Source organism: Glutamicibacter creatinolyticus (genome assembly GCF_006094275.1).
Lineage (GTDB): Bacteria > Actinomycetota > Actinomycetes > Actinomycetales > Micrococcaceae > Glutamicibacter > Glutamicibacter creatinolyticus.
In genome coordinates this window covers 3289971-3309128 of sequence record NZ_CP034412.1, presented here as the reverse complement: position 1 = coordinate 3309128, position 19158 = coordinate 3289971, and the positions used below count along the sequence as shown (strand labels likewise).

Genomic DNA, 19158 nt, shown 5'->3' with positions numbered 1-19158 from the left:
GTAGGTGCTCCACTTCCTTCGGTTTGTGCAATTCTCATCACATTTCAGTCGCCCTTGGGGCCGAAAACGCTTGGCAATCGCGGGACATCGACTCTGATTCTAGCCCCCATCCACAACGTTATGCACAGATCTGGGGAAAAACTTGCCCTCAGAAGTGTGGAAACCCGCTTTTCGCGGGATGTCAAGGCGTTTCCAACGTCTGAATGACGTGCATGGATCGGAAAATGTGTGAAATGTCTTTCTCTCCGGGCTCGTAATCCACAGATATGGGATAGATTATTCACAGGCCTTCAGCTCGGGGCGGACCCCCAGAAGGTGGAATCGCGGCAATTTGACGTGCCGTGCAGATTTTTCTATCGTTATTCAGTCCTATGCGTGTGTTTTGTGCCCTGCTCAGATCATTAGAAGAGCCCACTGAACCTCGCATGCAATAAGTACGAGCGTCAGCCTGTTGTTTGCTAACCGGTAGTAACGGGCAAGTCGCATCCCTAGATCGTCTTGGAGAAATACCGTGAGCAAGCGGACTTACCAGCCCAACAACCGTCGTCGTGCCAAGAAGCACGGTTTCCGTCTTCGTATGCGTACCCGCGCGGGTCGTGCCATCCTGTCGGCACGCCGTTCCAAGGGCCGCAGCTCGCTGTCCGCATAAATTTGCGGCACAGCTTTTGGACACAGGGCGGGCACGGAAAATCATACGTTCCGTGTAGCTAGCCATGTTGCCAAAGAATCAGCGACTGCGACTATCGCAGGACCTTACAGCCACAGTACGTTCCGGTGTCCGAAGCGGGCGCCGGAACGTCGTGCTATATGCACGCCGCCAAGCGGACCCTGTAAGTGGGGATCGCATTGGATTTATCGTTTCAAAGGCTGTTGGCGTCGCCGTGAAGAGGAACCTGGCTAAACGCCGTTTACGAGCGATAGCCCGTGAGCTGCGTAGCGACGAGGGAAACCTTGACATCGTCGTACGGGCCCTTCCAGGCGCCGCGGAGCTGTCGTGGGATGAATTGCGCCGGCAGGTAGCGAGCGGTTGGTCCGCGATCGAGCACAAACTCGTGGACCGATGATGCGCAAGGAAAGCAAGGCCCGCACCGGTCCTGTTTGGTTCATCATCGATATTCCTCGAAATATCTTGATCGGGTTGCTGATCGCCTATCGAAAGCTGATTTCTCCGCTATATGGGGATGTGTGCCGATATTTCCCCAGCTGCTCTGCCTACGGCTTGGAAGCCGTGACCAAACATGGGGCAGTCAAAGGGACAGGGCTAACGGCCTGGCGCATATTGCGATGCAATCCTTTTAGCCATGGCGGAGTCGACCATGTACCTGAGAGCCGAAGAATTTGGCCCGACGGTAAACTGCCGAAGATCATAGTTTTGAATCACCCGGTGATTCCCGACGATGAAGATGATGCCGCACCGCGCGGACACAAGGAGCCTGACCGGTAATGAACTTCTTAGACACGATACTGACTCCGTTCACATACGTGGTCTCGTGGATTCTGTGGGCTTTCCACGAGCTCTTTACGCGCATAGGCATGAATCCAGACTCCGGTGTCACCTGGACACTGTCGATCATGTTCCTGGTGCTGTTGATTCGTAGCGCGCTAATTCCTGTTTTCGTCAAGCAGATCAAGGCGCAACGCGCCATGCAAGCCCTGCAGCCGGACCTGCGCAAGCTTCAGGCGAAGTACAAGGGCAAGACGGACCAGATGTCGCGTCAGGCTATGGTTCAGGAACAGCAGGCGCTGTTCAAGAAGCACAAGACCAACCCACTTTCATCTTGTCTGCCGCTACTGGTGCAGATGCCGTTCTTCTTCGCCCTGTTCCGCGTGCTCAATACCGCTTCACGGGCCAGCAGCGAAGGACGTTCGGTGGGCGCGCTAAACGCCGACCATATCCGCAGCTTCGACCAGTCCACCATCTTCGGTGCTCCGTTGTCGGAAACGTTCCTCGGGACCATCAACTCCGGTGCGGTGAACCCCGCTGTTATCGTGGTCGCGATCATCATGATCCTGGCCATGACCGCTTCCCAGTTCATTACCCAGCGTCAGCTGATGACTAAGAACATGACGAAGGAAGCCCTCGAGGGCCCCTTCATGCAGCAGCAGAAGATGATGCTGTACATTCTTCCGCTGGTCTTCGGCATTGGTGGCATCAACTTCCCCATCGGCGTACTGATCTACTGGACCGCCTCCAACCTTTGGACCCTGGGCCAGCAATTCTGGGTCATCCGCAATAACCCCACCCCGGGTTCGGAAGCAGAACGTGAGCTGAACGCCCGTCGCGCTGCCAAGGGGCTGCCTCCAGTGGGGCAGAAGAAGACCGAAGAGGCAGAGCCCGTGGTGGAGCCCAAGGGCCAGCGCGTGCAGCCCCAGCGCAAGAATCGTAGGAAGAAGAAGTAGGCATGACTGCAACCGAGAATCCTGAAGTGTCACAGGGCGAAGAAGCCGTAGAAGAGCATGTTGTAGATGTTGCCGATGAAGGCGATGTCGCAGCCGATTACCTCGAGGAACTGTTGGATATTGCAGACCTTGACGGCGATATTGACATTGAAGTTCGTGGCGGCCGTACCTACATTTCCGTGGTCGCTGACGAACAGAGTTCTGATCTGGCCGGGCTGATCGGCAAGGACGGCGAGGTGCTCGACGCGTTACAAGAGCTAACCCGGCTTGCGGTCCTGAACGTCACAGGGGAGCGTTCTCGGCTGGTATTGGATATTGCCGGCCACCGCGCGGCGCGTACTGAGAAACTGCGTCAGATCGCCGAGGAAGCGATCGAGCGGGTACAGGAATCGGATGAGCCGTTCCATCTGGAACCGATGAGCGCGTATGAGCGTAAACTCGTGCACGACATCATCGCGGATGCTGGGCTACATTCAGAGTCCGAAGGTGAAGCCTCGCGTCGACACATCGTTGTCACCACACTCTAGTAAATGAGAGCCCACCTTCGGGTGGGCTCTTTTGTCTCAGGGAGAATACCGAAATGACCCAAGACCTCAGCATGACGGCGGAAGAGAATGCAGCCGCGGAAGCGATCTTCGGCGACCGACTGGAACTGGCTCGGCGCTACGTGGAACACCTGGCCACTTCAGGCATCGAGCGAGGCCTTTTAGGTCCGCGTGAGGTGCCACGTCTTTGGTCTCGACACGTGTTGAATTGTGCCGTTATTGAGTCCCTGATGCTCTCTGACGCGCAGGTGGCTGACGTAGGCAGCGGTGCCGGCCTTCCCGGCCTTTGTCTGGCTATTGCACGTTCAGATCTCCAGCTAACCCTTATTGAACCCCTAGAGCGTCGTTGCATCTGGCTGACTGAGGTTATTGACGATCTGGGCCTTGAGAACGTAGTTGTGATGCGCGGGCGCGCGGAACAGATGTTGGATGCCGTAGATGCGGACTATGTTACTGCGCGGGCTGTATCCGCCCTGAGTAACTTGGCAGGACTAACGATTCCTCTGTTGCACGGCAAGGGGGAGCTGCTAGCCATTAAGGGACGGTCTGCTGCCGAAGAGGTCGCAAAGGCCGCGAAGGTCATTCGCAAGCTGGGTGGAACTCACACCGAGGTCCTCACCGTCGGTGAGCGCCTACTGGAGGACCCGACTACGGTGGTTCGAATCAAGGTTGGCTAGCCCATACGGGCTAACCTAGATGTGTAGGCGAGGGTTTTGCTCGTATCACCGAAACGATCGAGCTAAAACAACTTTCTTAATTTGTTTAATTTGTTTCACGTGAAACACATGCAGCGGAGTGGCAACAACTGCGCTGATTCACGGTAAGGAGTGCCGCCCTTGACCAAGGGAAAGAATTCGTCGAGTAACGTCTTCGACATCAACGATGCGTCTTCCCCACTAGCGAGTCAATTGGCCAGCGAACATCGTCGACGCGAAGCGCTATCGGAGAAGGTGGTACCTATGCCCGAGAAGACTCGATACTTCACGATTTCCAATCAGAAGGGCGGCGTAGGCAAGACGACCACTACGGTCAATCTCGCCGCTGCCCTGGCCAAGAGCGGGCTTAATGTGCTGGTGATCGATATTGATCCACAGGGCAACGCATCGACGGCTCTAGGGATCGAGCATCATTCCGAAGTCGACAGCATTTACGACGTTCTGATCAACGATCTTCCGTTGAATGAAGTCGTGGCGACCTGCCCGGATCTGCCGTCGCTTCAAGTTGCTCCTGCAACAATTCACTTGGCCGGCGCAGAAATAGAACTTGTCTCGGTTGTCGCCAGAGAGCAGCGACTACAGAAGGCCTTGGACGCCTACGCACGATGGCGCCAACGCGAGGGCCTTCCTCGACTGGACTATGTGTTTATCGACTGTCCGCCCAGCTTGGGCCTGCTGACAGTCAATGCTTTTGTAGCCGCGCGAGAGGTCCTAATCCCGATCCAGTGTGAGTACTACGCTTTGGAAGGTCTAAGCCAGCTATTGAAGAACATCGAGATGATTCAGACGCATCTCAATTCGAAGCTTTCGGTGTCGACAATCCTGCTGACCATGTACGACGGACGAACCAACCTCGCCGCCCAAGTGGCCACCGAGGTCCGGGAGCACTTCCCGGAGCAAGTTCTGAAGGCTGTTATTCCAAGAAGCGTGCGAATCTCTGAGGCTCCAAGCTACCAGCAGACCGTCATTACTTACGATCCAAATTCCACAGGCGCTCTGTCGTATCTGGAAGCAGCGGTGGAAATTGCGGAACGGGGCGAACCTAAATAAAGGGGCTCCGCCGCCGATGTGCATCATAAGAACAACCTCTATCAGTTGATTCTGGAATGCCCATCGTAGGGCGACCTGCAGGTTCTAAGGCATGACCGCTAGCTCACCGGCAGAGGTAGGTTGTAGGAAGTTTCTAAGCGTTTTGATGCACATTCAGCATTAGACTAGGTATGGGTTGAGTGTCTTGATGAAAGGGCGGGCCATCAATGGCTGAGAAAAAACGGGGATTGGGACGGGGTCTTGGTGCGTTGATCTCCAGTTCCCCGGCCGTTGCGGCTGAGGAAAACGACTCTGTTTCACGTGAAACAACCACGCACGAAACTATTGTTGCCGGCAATACTAAGTCTAAATCCGGACGTCCCGTAGATATGTTCTTTGAGCCCGGGCGAAAGACCAACACGGGCGACGCCGGAGTACCAGGTACTAAAAAGCCGATCAAACGTGGTCGTGCAACGATGCCGGATCTAACCTCAAGCGTGAAGCCGAGGTCGTCTTCGGAGGATGCGTCGAAGCCGTCGAAGCCAGAGCCTCAGCTTAGTGAGCCTACTATTGAGGCGGATTCAGAGCAACTGGTAGAAGTTCCGGGCGCACGGTTTGCGGAAGTTGACGTTAAGGACATCCATCCGAACCGCAAGCAACCGCGATCTAATTTTGACGAAGAGCAGATGGATGAGCTGATACATTCCATTCGCGAGATTGGTCTCCTTCAGCCAATTGTCATTAGGCCTTCACGCGAAGATGGACGTGAACCCTACGAGCTTGTCATGGGTGAACGCCGTTGGCGCGCTACCCAAGCGGCGGGACTGAACAAGATCCCGGCGATCATTCGAGATACTCAGGATACGGACTTACTTCGGGATGCTCTGCTTGAAAATCTCCACCGGTCTGAGCTGAATCCCTTGGAAGAAGCAGCTGCCTACCAACAGCTTCTCCAGGAATTCGATTGCACTCAAGAGGTTCTTTCGTCACGCATCGGTCGTTCTCGCTCACAAATCTCGAATACGATCCGCCTTATGAAGTTGCCTCCACTCGTCCAGCGTCGTGTAGCAGCCGGAGTACTGTCAGCGGGGCATGCTCGCGCTCTTCTGGGACTGTCCAATAGTGAGGCAATTGAGCAGCTGGCACAACGGGTGATTAATGAAGGTCTTTCCGTACGCGCCACCGAAGAAGCCGTGGCGCTTAGCGATGACAAGCCGACCTCCAAGCGGCCTTCCAAGCCCCGTGAAACCGCCAGGAATGAAAGACTTGATTTCATAGCTTCATCACTGGCGGACCGCCTTGATACTAACGTAAAGATTGCCTTAGGCGCCCGAAAGGGAAAGGTCAGTATCGAATTCGCCTCCGTGGAAGACTTGAATCGCATCATGACAGTACTTGCACCGGAGATCAAGGACTAATAGGACAAACAAAGGACGGGTGGTTTCACGTGAAACCACCCGCCCTTTGTCGTCTGCAGGGGAGTAAGGCTGTATAGGCGGGGCACCTTTCTGGCTTACCCGACCAATACGCACCGACGTCGTATTCGCCATAAGCTTCTAATGCGCCGGAGATGAACGCGGAGTGTTCCTGTCCTTGAGAGCCTAAATATAGTGAGCATCTCGCTCCACGAAACGAGGAGCGTAAACGTGTTGATCCACAAGTTCTCAAACTGAGAGGTAGCAGCATGACAGAATGAGCGTGAAGAATTTCAAAGAATAGCGCTGATCGCCGCTCTACTGCTGACTAGAGAGAAGGTAGGTCGCTCCGGAACAACTATCGTACTCACGAACTGGTTTAACGGTGCGTTGATTTCTGTTTCACGTGAAACTTTGCCCATTGCTACCCGACATCCAAAGCCGGTTCTACCTATCCCAAAAGCAGTGAACAGTGTCAAGTCATGGAGGTGGGTTGTGGATGAAGCATCTTCATCCTTTCAACTTCACGATTATAGAGTCCTTCCGATATCCGCGTTCTTCGACTCTTGGAATCGCTGGCGTTTGGCGGGTTCCCGGTAATGCAGGAGTAGATAAGCCAGGGAACTGACGTTACTACGTGTTTCGTTTAGTGATGTGTACCCTTAGCAGTCCGGCGCCTAGTTGGGCACCAGGAATTGAGACCTCAGCAAACATCGCTAGTACATCTTCCGTTGCCCGAGTGCGAAGCGTACTTCTCAGCGGTTAATCTACAAGCATGGGGAATTTCCATCAACCGGTGCACTATAACGCAGGAGAACTCAGCCTAGCCAGTTTCCAATCTTGGACAACCCGCTGTGCCGCTGCATATTTTCTCTGGCTGTTCCCCGAGTACGAGCCGGCGCTATCGGTAGCAAGAACTTATGGATACGTGGGAGATACCCACTAGCCACTTGAACGCGCGACCGTAGCACTTCTTGCTGTCTACGCTGCCAGTGCCGACGAGGCCTGTACGCGCGAGGGAGTGAACCTTTGATAACGACGCTGATATCGATGGCGGGCCACCTCTCTCCATGTTCTGAAGCCCCTACAGGTGTACGGTTCGCGCTACTCTCGAGTCCTCTGGCTTCCGGAAGATCCTACAGTGACTGCCCACCGCGAATAGCGTAGGCAACGGTGGGAAGTTTGCTCCTTATGGACTTCAGTTTCCCAATAAGGCTCGTAGCCGAAATTCGATTTGTTTGCTGACGAAGATCGCCTACACAACCGAGGAGTGGACGGCTCCGCGCTCCAGCGGAAGATTGTAATTTTCGACTGTTTCACGTGAAACGGAGAGTGGAACTCCCAGCTTGCGGTAGATAGGAGAATAAGCGGAGTCGGATAGAACCTGCGGCCTATATTCATGCAGTCAAATCTGCGTCCTGCGGCGATCCTGCAGTTATTCGGGCTACTTCTGCAAGGATGCTTGCCTCGGCAGCAAACGCCCTACTTATTGCGGTTCCGCTGTCGACCGGCTCGGGCATCTTCCGGGCCCACCGACCGGCCGTCTTTCCAGGCGCATAAGATACATCCCTGACCATTGTTCCACGTGCAGCGTCTCCGTAAACGAAGTGTAGATACGATGGAGGAGCTTCAGCCGTCGGATCCTCGAAGTCCTCTGTTCGTTTCTGAGACTTCAGATCTACTCGGGCACACCCTCACCCCCTGAGGAGAGCTATACGGCCCTCAGCAAGGCTCCTGTAGCCGCTGATCGCAGGGTGTTGCAGCCCAATGCTGAGCTCAATCTTCGGAGCAGGCCAAGGAGCACCTACGGAAGGGCTCATTGGCAACTCGGCAAGTCGCGAGGGGTTATGTTTCTAATTATTCGAAGGTGAGGGGCCGGATCCTAGGTTGTGGTTGCACTAGAAGCATTTGCTGCGTCCTCTGGCTGCCCGCGAGGCAATGATGTCGCAAGGGGCTTGTAGTGGATAGTGACGCGCCGGAGTACGTCTAAGGACAATGAGTTTCGCGACGCCGTTGTCTCCTCTTGAAGGCCGACGGGAACCGGATCATGGGTTACTGATGTAGGGGCACTCTAAGCCCCCTACAGAGCGTCTAAGGCCACTGACTCCAACGCCGGAAGTTCGATTCAACGTCAAGTTTTGGGCTCGCAAACCTGGCCTGTACCTAGAGAAGCCGTTCGTGTGGAAAATAGAGGGGGTGCAGCGAAGAGGGCACACGAGGTTTTGGTACTACAGCTCTAAGTTCAAACCTTGCACAAACAGTAAATCGCAAAGTTTCACGTGAAACGGTTGGCGATCCATTCTGGCGGCATAGCTAATATCGCCTAACTGCTATGAGCTTTGAGCTGTCTCAGAGCTGGACGCCTGAATACACCTTAGGCAATTCCCTTCGAGAGACACCAACGCCAGGGGTGACTCTAACTTTCTCGTGTTGTTCGCTTTGCCGGGTTCAGCGAGTAAAGCGTCCGGGCAGCTGTGCGTGTTGCGGACGAAGCACTGGCAACACAGAAAGTGCAGGCATTTCCTAAAGTAGGGGAGTAGGGACCGGTGGGCGTTGAAGTAGTCATTGCCCAATTCGCGACACTACTGCGGGATGCTTGTGGGTAGAAACATTGAAAAACCGGGATGAGACTAGTCGCAGATCGGTATCGAAGGTATTCGAAATTCAGGGATAGACCTTGTCTTCGGGGACAGCTGGGTCATGAAGACCGGCAACTTTCCCGGTCGGTGATTTTGCTCCTCCACTTGGAACAGAGAAAACATTAGCGACGTTGGGTCCGCTATCGAAAACACGCTAATTTTGTGACATACCTGGGTTTTCAGGACCGGTGGAACTCCACGGAAGACCGGCGCATGGCAAGGTTCAGAGAATGTAAAACCTGAATAATCGAACTTTTCGAACACGCGCGCAGGATGCTCTCACAACATTGCACGCAATCGCAGAAGTGGCTGCGACTCTGAGTGTCTTCTCTTGAGATAGAGCAACCAAAAGGCCGAAAGAGTGTAGCCGCAGTAAGGCGAGCCCGTGTCACTGGAAACGACTTTCCAGTCTTTGGCCCCGCACCTTTTTTGTCACCGGAACCACCATTGTCCTACCTGATGATCCTGCGTATTACGCATTACGTGTTTCCCCGCGGTTCTATTGGCTCCAGATGGCCGGTACCACATGTCCGTTAGCAAACGAACGGAGCATTGAGCCCGCTGCGACTATAGCTTGTGGGTAGGTGTACCCGTGTTGCAGCTGGCCACAACAACGGTTGAACGCACCTCGCGGATTAATGCCGTCTATTACAGTACGAGTGTCCAAGAACTCCGGCCGCGATTGCGATGAGGATGATGGGGGAACGGGAAGCGCTCTAGCCCGGGGCTACGTTTAGAAGGCTGCTTTCCGGAAGCTTGATGATCGCGGGATCATCCCTCTTGACCCCACTACGCAGACTCATTGAAATCGCACCGTGTGCGGTGGAACAGCAAAATTGCACGAAACGCTAAATTCTGGCGACAGCATAGTGGTCATTGAGTAGGAGTACCCAGTAGCCATCAAGTGATGCACCAGCTCTGATAGCTATTTCCATCATGGCCCATGGACGTCACTCGTATTGTACGGTGGCGGGAGACGTCATTGCTAGATTTGGGAAGAAGCACGCGGCGCGCAGAAAGCGAAGGAAAGACAGCAATCATTCTTCACAGTGCCATCAGCCGAAAGCGGCCTGCATGTCGGGCATGATCCTTCGGGATTATCAGTCGAGGACTGGTAACAGAAAAAACAAAATAATATACTTGATTTCAAGCTTCGATTCTTCCAGAGCCTTTGATCCGCTAATCGTCCGATGACAGGGGTTATTCTCCGGTAGAAAAGGACCACTAAGGGTGGCGGATCACTGATCCGCCACCCTTAGTGGTCGATACTTCGTTCTTCACTACCTAGAGGTAGGCAGCGAATTCCTTCTCGAGAACAGGCTTCGGCTTGGCGCCAATCGACGTAGCGACGTGTTCACCGTCCTTGAAAACGTAGACAGCAGGAATACTGGTGATTCCGTACTTTGCTGCGATGCCCTGGTTTTCGTCGACGTTGATCTTGACGACGTCTACCTTGTCGGCGTGCTCGACGGCAATCTGATCAAGAATGGGGCTCAGCTGTCGGCAGGGGCCACACCATTCTGCCCAGAAATCAACGATTACCGGCTTACTTGCTTCCAGCACGTCCGCCTGGAAGCTTGCTTCGGTGACATCCTTTGCGTTGCTCATGAGAGACAACCACCTTTCTGTAGAGCTTAATTCGTCGCCTGTACGGGGGTTTTTAGATCCGCCAGGAAGTGTTCAACGTCGATTGCGGCTGCGCATCCAGAACCTGCGGCGGTGATCGCTTGCCGGTACCGAGCGTCGATGACATCGCCGGCGGCAAATACGCCCTTCAACGAGGTTTGAGAAGTGCGTCCGTCAACAGCGATAGTGCCCTCTGCAGTCAGCTCGAGCTGATTCTTTACCAGCTCGGTGCGTGGATCGTTGCCGATAGCGACGAAAACGCCCGTGACGGGCAGAGTCTTCTCTTCACCGGTGCTACGGTTCTTTACGCGTAGTCCGGCGACCTTTTCAGCACCCTCGATCCCGACAACCTCAGAGTCCCAAACGAACTCGATCTTCTCGTGGGCCATGGCGCGGTCTGCCATAATTTTCGAGGCCCGTAGTTCGTTTCTCCGGTGCACCACGTACACCTTCGAGGCAAACTTGGTCAGGAAGAGTGCTTCTTCCATGGCCGAATCTCCGCCGCCAACAACTGCAATTTGCTGATCACGGAAGAAGAACCCATCACAGGTTGCACACCAGGAGACACCCTTGCCGGACAGACGCTTCTCATCTTCCAGGCCAAGCTCGCGGTACGCTGACCCGGTCGAAACAATAACGGAGTGCGCGGTGAAGACGGTGCCGTCGTTGACGGTGACCTTCTTGATGTCTCCGGTGAGATCCAGATGCGTCACGTCATCGAAGAGTACTTCAGCGCCAAAGCGCTCGGCTTGCTGCTGCAGATTGTCCATAAGGTCGGGTCCCATGATGCCCTGTGGGAAACCAGGAAAGTTTTCCACGTCGGTGGTGTTCATCAGTTCTCCACCAGCGGTTACGGAACCGGCAATGACCAGTGGATTCAGGTTCGCGCGCGCAGTGTAAATTGCTGACGTGTAGCCCGCTGGACCGGAACCGACGATGATGACATCGCGGATTTCATCATTCTGTGTTGAAGCCACGGGGGAGGGACCCTTTCATTTCATGTAAATGCGAAGTGCATAGTGCGGTTAGACCTCACTATGCACCTCAACGTTTGATAACGGTGAAAAATTCCGTCAGTGTTACTTGGCCGAGAACTCACCAATCTGCAGCCCAAAGGGACGAGATGCATTCGCGCCAGAAGCGCGACGCGGCAGTTCAGTAACGTTCAAGAAGACGTATTGGCCCGTGGCTTGCTCTTCATTCACTGGAACAGTCAGCGACGGGCCCGTGAATGAGCCGTTGGCCACGGAGTTTGCTTCGCCCAGGTCTTCGCTGTCACCAATCAGAATCTGGTAGCTGCCTCCAGAGGCGTTGAGGCCGTCAAGCTGAACTTCGCTGATCTTCGACTCATCTTCCAGCTCGAGGATAAACACCATGTTGGAGGCAAAACCGCCGAAGTTCGCGGTGGTATACGAGTAGGTGTTGTAAACACTGGCAGGATTACCGTCGATCATCTTGGACAGAGTGTCATCGGTTTCAGCGTTCAGCTTCTGGTTCCCTGGCACCAGCCGGGAAACATCAGCAATTTCCGGGGCAGGCAACGGGGACTCGGTGTCCGAAGGGGACTCCTCATTCGGCTCGGCGGGCTGCTCCTGAGTTTCGTTCGGCGGCGTCTGAGCTACGGGCTCATCGCCTCCACCACGGCCGAGGAAGTTAAACGCGAAAACTACCCCAATGACGAGTACAGCGATCAGCACGGCGCCCACCAACAGGCGAGCTCCCTTACTGCTGTTTTCGTTGTTCTCTTCCGGATTTTCGTAATCTGCGTTGGAGGCAGGAACGTTCTTGGCTGCGGCGGGGAAGGTTTTGGCCTTCGAGCCGTTGCCGGATGCGGCTGCTGCGGCAGCAGCAACCCCGCCGGCATCGGCGGCCCCCGCAGCCCCACTGGCCTTTTGAGAGCCAGTTGGCTTATCCCCGCGGGGTTCTTTCTTAGGAGACTCGGATGCTGCAGCTGCCGCTGACGTCGCCCCTGCGGCAGCAGGCTTCTTTTTGTCCTTGGAAGACTTTGGTTCCTTGCCCTTGGAAAGCTCGGCCGAAGACAACGCCGCCGTGGCGGTGACATTCGGCTCGTCGTCCTCAAGACGGGTGACTTTTGCCCTGTCGGCAGGCTTAGCGCCCCCTTCCGAGCCCTTAATCGGCGCAACCGGTGTGGTGCTTGGAGAAGACGTCTCCTGCGGAGCCGTCTTCGGGTCGACATCATCGCCCTCTGCAGAAGGCAGTGATTGCTCATCACCTTCAGCGGACGCATTCTTGCGTCCGAACCTGTTCTTCAGACCGCTGAATCCACTGCTGAGAGCGTTTCCGATACGGCCCTGCTCTTCCGGCTCCTCCTCATAGCGGAGGTGCTCGTAGTAGGCGTCGTCGTCCTCGTAGGTCTGCGGTACTGCCTGACGAGTTTCACCGAAGATTTCGGTGCCCAGAGTATCTGTGAAAAACGGCTCGACATAAGGAGCGTCGCGCTCAACCACCAAGTCGAGCAAGTCCGCCGAATTGGCCAGGTTGGCTACGAGATAAGTTTGATTGGCGTCCGTAACGCCAAGATCGAGGACCTGGACCGCAGCGGAACGCTCGTCCATCGCGATTTCGCGCGCGCTGCTGGCCAACTGTGAGGAATTGTCCGTCGACGCAACCAGAATACTGACGGATCTGTTCAGCACCTGGTCAATGCCTTCGAGGACAAGGTCTCCTTCGGCGGAGGTCAAGACAAATTCGGTGACCTGGTAGCGACCGCCGAGGACGGACCCGACATCGATGGACTGCGACACGTGCATCTCCAAGGGTTGGTTGAGCATTCAGGCGGATTCCCCGCCATCCCTCATGTTACCTGCGATACGACGGGATATGTGGGTGATTTGGCTAGAGTCACGTGGCCGTCGAAGACGCTGTTTTTCTGTAGATTCCGTGCCGGCGTTCTCCGGGGCGATTCACCTGTGAACCCTGTTGGCTAACCACCGGTGACATAGCGGGTCAGCACCTCGCGCGCGAGGTCGGCAATGCGCCGCTCGTTGGGAAAAGACAGCCTCTTGCCCAATGCGTTCAGGGGAACCCAATCGACGTCCACGGCTTCATGGTCCGGATCGTTTTCGATGGTCAACTCGCCACCTGTGGCCTCGAGCAGGAAGTGGTGCACCGTTTTGTGGACCCGGTAGTTGGTGACGGTAAACCAGTAGTCCACGGATCCCAGGGGCGCGAGAATCCGACCGGCAATTCCGGTCTCTTCCTCGATCTCCCGGATCGCGGCTTCCTCATTGGTCTCTTCGCCCTCCGGGTGGCCCTTGGGAAGACACCACTCGAGCCGCCCGCCTCGGTTGTACCGGGCGATGATTGCTACGGGGAAGGAGGAATCATCGAAATCGATCACGATACCGCCGGAGGAAACCTCCTCGACGGTGGGCAGCTGTTGGTGCCCTCCAGCCGCGTGCGCATGCGCCATTGACGCTGTCAATGGCGTGCGCTTAGGTGCGGACGGGATCGGACGGTTCATGAAACCACTGTATCGACAAAACGCCTAACATTCCGTTAACAACGTGACGCGGAGAGTTTTGTCGCAGTGAATACCACCGAGTACGTGCACACGGGGCCGGGAAATCTGGCACCCTTAAAGGACTATGTACGAACTTCCTTCCCACGCAGTGCTGCGCCAGATTCTTCCCGCGGTCATTTTCGAGTTGGCTGACCGCTTCGTCGCAGCTGGATTCGAGCTGTCGCTGGTCGGTGGACCGGTCCGTGATCTCTACCTTGGACGCGTCTCACCTGACCTGGATTTCACGACCAACGCGCTGCCGGATCAGACCCTGAGCGTCATTGAGGGTTGGGCGGACGCAACGTGGGATGTGGGCCGTGACTTCGGAACCATCGCGCTGCGTAAGGGCAGGGACACCATTGAAGTCACGACTTACCGCGCGGATGCCTATGACAAGGATTCTCGCAAGCCCGTCGTGGCCTTTGGCGATAATCTGCGAGACGATCTGTTCCGGCGCGATTTCACCATGAATGCCATGGCACTGCGTTTGCCGCAGCTGGAACTCATCGATCCCTTTGACGGAGTCGCCTCCCTGAATGAGGGGCTGATTCGTACGCCGGGATCTCCGGAAGTCTCTTTTTCGGATGATCCACTGCGGATGATGCGGGCTGCGCGCTTCACCTCGCAGCTGCGAATGAACGTTGCACCGGAGGTTCGCAAGGCCATGCGGCACATGGCTGACCGGCTCGAGATCATTTCGGCTGAGCGAATCCGCGATGAGCTGGTCAAACTCATCAATGGCGCGGACCCGCGATCGGGTATCGATTTGCTGGTGCAAACCGGGCTGGCCGACATCATGCTGCCCGAGGTTCCGGCGTTACGTCTGGAGATCGACGAGCACCACCGGCACAAGGATGTCTACCAGCATTCACTGACCGTGCTGGAGCAGGCGATTGATCACGAGACCGATGCCGACGGAGCGGTTCCGAAACCCGATTTTGTGCTGCGCTTCGCTGCCCTGATGCACGACATCGGCAAGCCGGCGACACGGAAATTCGAGAGCAACGGCTCGGTCAGTTTCCGTCACCATGACGTGGTGGGCTCCAAGTTGGTCAAGCAGCGGATGCGTGCCCTGCGTTTCGACAAGGAAACGATCAAGGCCGTTGCCCGTCTGGTTGAACTGCATATGCGTTTCTACGGTTACGGGGAAGCCGGCTGGACAGATTCCGCGGTACGTAGGTACGTGACAGATGCAGGTCCCCAGCTCGAGCGTCTGCACCGCCTGACCCGCTCGGACGTTACGACGCGCAACCGCCGCAAGGCCGATCGCCTATCGTTCGCCTACGACGACCTGGAAACCCGGATCCAGCAGATTGCTGAGCAGGAGGAGCTGAATTCCATTCGGCCCGACCTTGACGGCGAGCAGATCATGAAGCTGCTGGGGATCTCTCCGGGGCCCGTAGTGGGACGTGCGTATAAGTTCCTGTTGAACATGCGCCTTGACGAAGGCCCCTTGGGGGAGGACAAGGCCAGAGAACGCCTCCTGCAGTGGTGGGCCGAGCAGCCCGAGTCGCGGGACTAAGCCGCGCACATTGCGGGTTTGCCGCCCTCCTGCGCGCTGCCGTGTGGTGATTGCAGGACGGCGGCTGTTTGTGCTTTCCGTGACGGTAGCACTTGCCCGAAGGCTTCCCGGGTGACTGCCGTGGCTACGTAACTGCCGTGGCTATGTATTGGTAGCTGCAGCCGCCTTCTGCTTCGGGGACAGCAGCCTTCACACGTCCGGCGGCACCACGTGGCCCGTGAAGCCGAAGAATCTTTAAAGTATTTTCCCTTGAGGCTGGATATTCCGCGCAGAGTTCAGTTATGCTGGGTATCGTGATTGGGAAGTCTCAATGAGACTAACGAGATCGAAGAGACAATAAACGTTGCAGTCTCGCACCTGAGGTGCGATCGACTCGAGCAGACCTAAGGAGGTGGGAAACATGAATATGATCCAGATTTCTTGGACTAATGGCGGCGGATTTGCCGGCTTTTACGCCCGCGTGCGGCGAGTTTCCCCAGCCTCCGGACAGATGACGATCTAGTTCTCTCACACTAACTCATCAAAAAGTTCCTGAGGCTGAATAGTCAGTATTCGACCGAAACCTCTAGGAACTTTTCTCATGTCTGCCCCTCTTTGCACTACTCCAACCCGTGCTATCCGCGCCGCGGAATTGATCTTCGCCGGACCGGAGAGCCTGAAAGCGCGTAGTTCGCTTTCGAACCCTCAAGTTGTCCCCGTCCTTTCGACGCAAACGGAAAGGAGGGGAGGCTAGTGAAAAAGCGCTACCGCGGCGATCAGACTGATCGCTTCAAGGAAACGCGATTCCATCAGGCACGTCGCGAACGTGAAATGAAGAATCACGTTCCACCGGAAATGTACTTCCGTATCCGCTAGGGGCCGGCTGACGCCATTACCGTCAGTGCCAGACCAAGGGGGATACATGATGGAACCGCAACCGAATATCCAGACGAGGCCCGCCGGCCTGTGGCCCGGCGGGCCTTGCCGCACCCAGATGACGAAGGCCTTGGGAACAATGCAGGAGTTTCACAGTCCGACCACGAGAGGTCTTAAATGCAGGTGCCCACCGCCTTGTGGACACGGTGGGCACCTGAAGACTCCGAGCGGAGTGGACCGTTAACGCTCGATCTCGCCGCGAATAAAGGCCTCTACCTTCTGACGCGCGGTTTCGTCGTCGTACTGCTCCGGCGGTGACTTCATGAAGTAGCTGGAAGCGGAGAGGATGGGACCACCAATGCCGCGGTCCTGGGCGATCTTCGCGGCGCGCACCGCGTCGATGATGACGCCCGCGGAGTTCGGGGAATCCCAAACCTCCAGCTTGTATTCGAGATTGACCGGCGCATCACCGAAGTTGCGTCCCTCGAGGCGCACGAAAGCCCATTTGCGGTCGTCCAGCCATGACACGAAGTCGCTCGGGCCGATGTGTACGTCATCGGCACCCAGGGCGGCTGAGGTGTTGGAAGTGACCGCCTGGGTCTTGGAGATCTTCTTGGATTCCAGACGCTCGCGCTCGAGCATGTTCTTGAAGTCCATGTTGCCGCCCACATTTAGCTGGTAGGTGCGGTCCAGGACAACCCCACGGTCTTCGAAGAGCTTTGCCATGACGCGGTGGGTGATGGTGGCGCCGATTTGGCTCTTGATGTCGTCGCCGACGATCGGAACACCAGCATCTGTGAACTTCTGCGCCCATTCCGGGGTGCCGGCAATGAAGACCGGCAGTGCGTTGACGAAGGCAACGCCAGCGTCAATCGCAGCCTGTGCGTAGAACTTGGCCGCTTCTTCCGAACCCACCGGAAGGTAGCAGACCAGTACATCGACCTGGGCGTCCTTGAGGGACTGAACCATGTCCACCGGTTCGGCCGAGGACTCCTCGATGGTTTCGCGGTAGTACTTGCCCAGGCCATCCAGGGTATGTCCCCGCTGGACGGTGATTCCGGTCTGCGGCACATCCGCGATCTTAATGGTGTTGTTCTCGCTGGCCAGGATTGCGTCAGCAAGATCCAGTCCAACCTTCTTGGCATCGACGTCGTAAGCGGCGACGAACTGCACGTCGCTGACGTGGTAGTCGCCGAACTGAACGTGCATCAGACCCGGAATGGTGGAATCAGCTGCCGCATCGCGGTAGTACTCGACGCCTTGGATAAGTGACGTGGCACAGTTACCCACACCGACGATGGCAACTCTGATCGGGTTCGCCGACACATGAACTCCTTTGGAAAACGATGAAAGCTTTGGGGAGCGGATCCAAGAGATAAGAGTTATCCGCAAACAGGCTCCCCCATAGATCTTAAGTCCCTTACTATGCACTTTCATTCCCGCTTCGGCGAAGAGATTGGGAAGCGAGGCTCGTTACTGTTACCACCCGACCTCATGCGGACGGAAAGTCCCCTGAGTTCGGTCGGTAATGACTGAAAACAAAGTCAGTACCAAAAATTCTATTGGGCATGAACGACCGCGCTCGGTGAGCGTAGAGCACGTTATTTGGCTTGAAAAATCATGAAATATTATGTCATTAGCAAAATTTCAGATGCTCATGAGGTGTCTGGTAGCTCTCATTTCACGCCTGTCCAAGAATCCGCCGCAACTTTCGGGCAATTTCCAGCATTGGGCGGGGCATTACGGTGCGTACGCGCTGCCGCAGAGGAAAGTTCTTCAGACGTGACAGCATTTGCTCGTCTGTCTGCAGCGTTCCAGTCTGCGCTCTAGACGCTAGGAGTTGCAGTGCGTCATGCAGATCGCGGGCATTGCGATGAAAGTAATTTTCCCTCAGCCATGCGCGGTTCGGATTACTGAGTCCGAGCATCTGCAGTTGCTGCAGGCTGCCTTGAATCCCGGAGCCGACGAACACCGTATTAATCAGTGAAACGTCAACGCCAAAGTCGTTGATGACCAGGGTCGGCAACCCGTGGTCCAGGGCCTCGAGTGCCGCGGTTGAAGAAACCGTGGCCAACGCCGTTCCCGGAACCAGAAATTCGTGCAACGCCCCCGTGGCAAAACGGATGTGGCTGGTCCGGGAGAGCCGTCCGTCCTGGACCATCTGCTCCAACAGCGCGTCATAAGGGTATTGCTCCAGATGTGTTTGCGGTTCTCCGGCCCGGGCGCGCAACTTGATGATGACCTCGGTACCCGGGTTCATCCGGGCCGTGCCTTCCAGAGCCAGCAGGATCTGTTCACGCTCATCACGTGCGCTCGGAACCTTGGCCTGGGCGGCAAACACGACTCGGTTAATCGGCTGGCTACAAGTGGCGGGGAAGCCAGGACTGGTCAAAAACGGCAACTTGCCCAGCAACAGGGTGGGCTGGTGGCCGGGTTCGGAGTCGGCCAGGAAGGAGAAATCCCGCACCTCGGCGTGCGAATGGCAGATGAAGGCATCCCCTGCCCGACGATAGTTCCAGCCTTTCGCCGTCGCGGGGAAAGCTACTCCCGGCAGCGCCGAAACCAGCGCCGTGCGGCGTGCATCGACCGTTTCGCTGCGCAGGATCCTGGCATAAATTTCCGAGACAATCGGCCCGGTGGCCGAAGCGAACAGCACATCTTCGGTGACGGTACCGGCGGTGAGGTGACTTAGCGGCAGAATTTGGACGTGCTGCGGGTCCAAATCCGTGCCGCTGAACGCCGCCCGGATCTGCTCGTCGGTGGGGCTTGTGGGGGTGCGGACAACCACGACCCGCCGCCGCCATCCGTCGCCGAGCTGGTGCAGCAGATGGGCGGCCAGCTTCAGGTACGAGTCGGAGTCGGCCACGGCCAAGATGGAGGGAGTCACC

Annotated in this window: 16 protein-coding genes; 10 read left to right on the top strand and 6 right to left on the bottom strand. The window is 56.2% G+C overall.

The genetic code is table 11. The features are described 5' to 3' along the window. Nucleotides 1-511 precede the first annotated feature (511 nt). The 8 genes from rpmH (at nt 512) to GcLGCM259_RS15140 (ending at nt 6108) form a co-directional block, all read left to right on the top strand. The gene (gene rpmH, locus GcLGCM259_RS15175; RefSeq protein WP_138176447.1) at nt 512-649 is read left to right on the top strand and encodes a 50S ribosomal protein L34; all 138 of its coding nucleotides are present in this window, start codon (nt 512-514) and stop codon (nt 647-649) included. Nucleotides 650-713: 64 nt separating this feature from the next. Next, entirely contained in the window at nt 714-1064 is a 351-nt protein-coding gene (rnpA, locus tag GcLGCM259_RS15170) for a ribonuclease P protein component (protein WP_138176449.1), read from the top strand. After that, nucleotides 1064-1444 carry a membrane protein insertion efficiency factor YidD gene (gene yidD / locus GcLGCM259_RS15165; RefSeq protein ID WP_138176520.1) on the top strand — a complete coding sequence of 127 codons (381 nt, stop codon included), beginning with the start codon at nt 1064-1066 and terminating at the stop codon, nt 1442-1444. Before rnpA ends, yidD begins: the two co-directional genes overlap by 1 nt. Next, the gene (yidC, locus tag GcLGCM259_RS15160; RefSeq protein ID WP_138176451.1) at nt 1444-2400 is read left to right on the top strand and encodes a membrane protein insertase YidC; all 957 of its coding nucleotides are present in this window, start codon (nt 1444-1446) and stop codon (nt 2398-2400) included. Before yidD ends, yidC begins: the two co-directional genes overlap by 1 nt. Before the next feature lie 2 nt (nt 2401-2402). Further along, the gene (locus GcLGCM259_RS15155; RefSeq protein ID WP_138176453.1) at nt 2403-2927 is read left to right on the top strand and encodes a Jag family protein; all 525 of its coding nucleotides are present in this window, start codon (nt 2403-2405) and stop codon (nt 2925-2927) included. Nucleotides 2928-2980: 53 nt separating this feature from the next. Beyond that, nucleotides 2981-3622, top strand: coding sequence for a 16S rRNA (guanine(527)-N(7))-methyltransferase RsmG (gene rsmG / locus GcLGCM259_RS15150; RefSeq protein WP_171021202.1), 642 nt, complete (start codon nt 2981-2983; stop codon nt 3620-3622). A gap of 159 nt (nt 3623-3781) precedes the next feature. Beyond that, a complete protein-coding gene (locus tag GcLGCM259_RS15145; RefSeq protein ID WP_138176455.1) occupies nt 3782-4711 on the top strand; it encodes a ParA family protein in 930 nt (309 codons plus the stop codon). A 206-nt stretch (nt 4712-4917) separates the two neighbouring features. Further along, the gene (locus tag GcLGCM259_RS15140; RefSeq protein ID WP_138176457.1) at nt 4918-6108 is read left to right on the top strand and encodes a ParB/RepB/Spo0J family partition protein; all 1191 of its coding nucleotides are present in this window, start codon (nt 4918-4920) and stop codon (nt 6106-6108) included. Between the two features lie 3920 nt (nt 6109-10028). Here GcLGCM259_RS15140 and trxA read toward each other — a convergent pair. The 4 genes from trxA to GcLGCM259_RS15120 form a co-directional block, all read right to left on the bottom strand. Continuing rightward, the gene (trxA, locus tag GcLGCM259_RS15135; protein ID WP_138176459.1) at nt 10029-10352 is read right to left on the bottom strand and encodes a thioredoxin; all 324 of its coding nucleotides are present in this window, start codon (nt 10350-10352) and stop codon (nt 10029-10031) included. Between the two features lie 26 nt (nt 10353-10378). Continuing rightward, nucleotides 10379-11347, bottom strand: coding sequence for a thioredoxin-disulfide reductase (gene trxB, locus GcLGCM259_RS15130; RefSeq protein WP_054820498.1), 969 nt, complete (start codon nt 11345-11347; stop codon nt 10379-10381). 102 nt (nt 11348-11449) lie between these two features. Beyond that, nucleotides 11450-13135, bottom strand: a complete 1686-nt coding sequence (locus tag GcLGCM259_RS15125; protein WP_138927120.1) for a hypothetical protein — start codon at nt 13133-13135, stop codon at nt 11450-11452. Between the two features lie 179 nt (nt 13136-13314). Then, on the bottom strand, nt 13315-13854 hold the full coding sequence (locus tag GcLGCM259_RS15120; RefSeq protein WP_138176463.1) for an NUDIX domain-containing protein: 540 nt from the start codon (nt 13852-13854) through the stop codon (nt 13315-13317). 124 nt (nt 13855-13978) lie between these two features. Here GcLGCM259_RS15120 and GcLGCM259_RS15115 point away from each other — a divergent pair, with 124 nt between their 5' ends. Together GcLGCM259_RS15115 and GcLGCM259_RS15745 are read left to right on the top strand one after the other, a co-directional pair. Beyond that, entirely contained in the window at nt 13979-15415 is a 1437-nt protein-coding gene (locus tag GcLGCM259_RS15115) for a CCA tRNA nucleotidyltransferase (RefSeq protein WP_138927119.1), read from the top strand. A gap of 732 nt (nt 15416-16147) precedes the next feature. Then, complete coding sequence (locus tag GcLGCM259_RS15745; RefSeq protein ID WP_279402141.1) at nt 16148-16270, top strand: hypothetical protein; 123 nt, start codon at nt 16148-16150, stop codon at nt 16268-16270. Nucleotides 16271-16510: 240 nt separating this feature from the next. Here GcLGCM259_RS15745 and GcLGCM259_RS15110 read toward each other — a convergent pair whose 3' ends face one another. Both GcLGCM259_RS15110 and GcLGCM259_RS15105 read right to left on the bottom strand, forming a co-directional pair. Beyond that, nucleotides 16511-17596 carry an inositol-3-phosphate synthase gene (locus GcLGCM259_RS15110; RefSeq protein WP_054820501.1) on the bottom strand — a complete coding sequence of 362 codons (1086 nt, stop codon included), beginning with the start codon at nt 17594-17596 and terminating at the stop codon, nt 16511-16513. 355 nt (nt 17597-17951) lie between these two features. Next, the gene (locus GcLGCM259_RS15105) at nt 17952-19157 is read right to left on the bottom strand and encodes a DUF6716 putative glycosyltransferase (RefSeq protein WP_138927118.1); all 1206 of its coding nucleotides are present in this window, start codon (nt 19155-19157) and stop codon (nt 17952-17954) included. Between the last annotated feature and the right edge of the window lies 1 nt (nt 19158).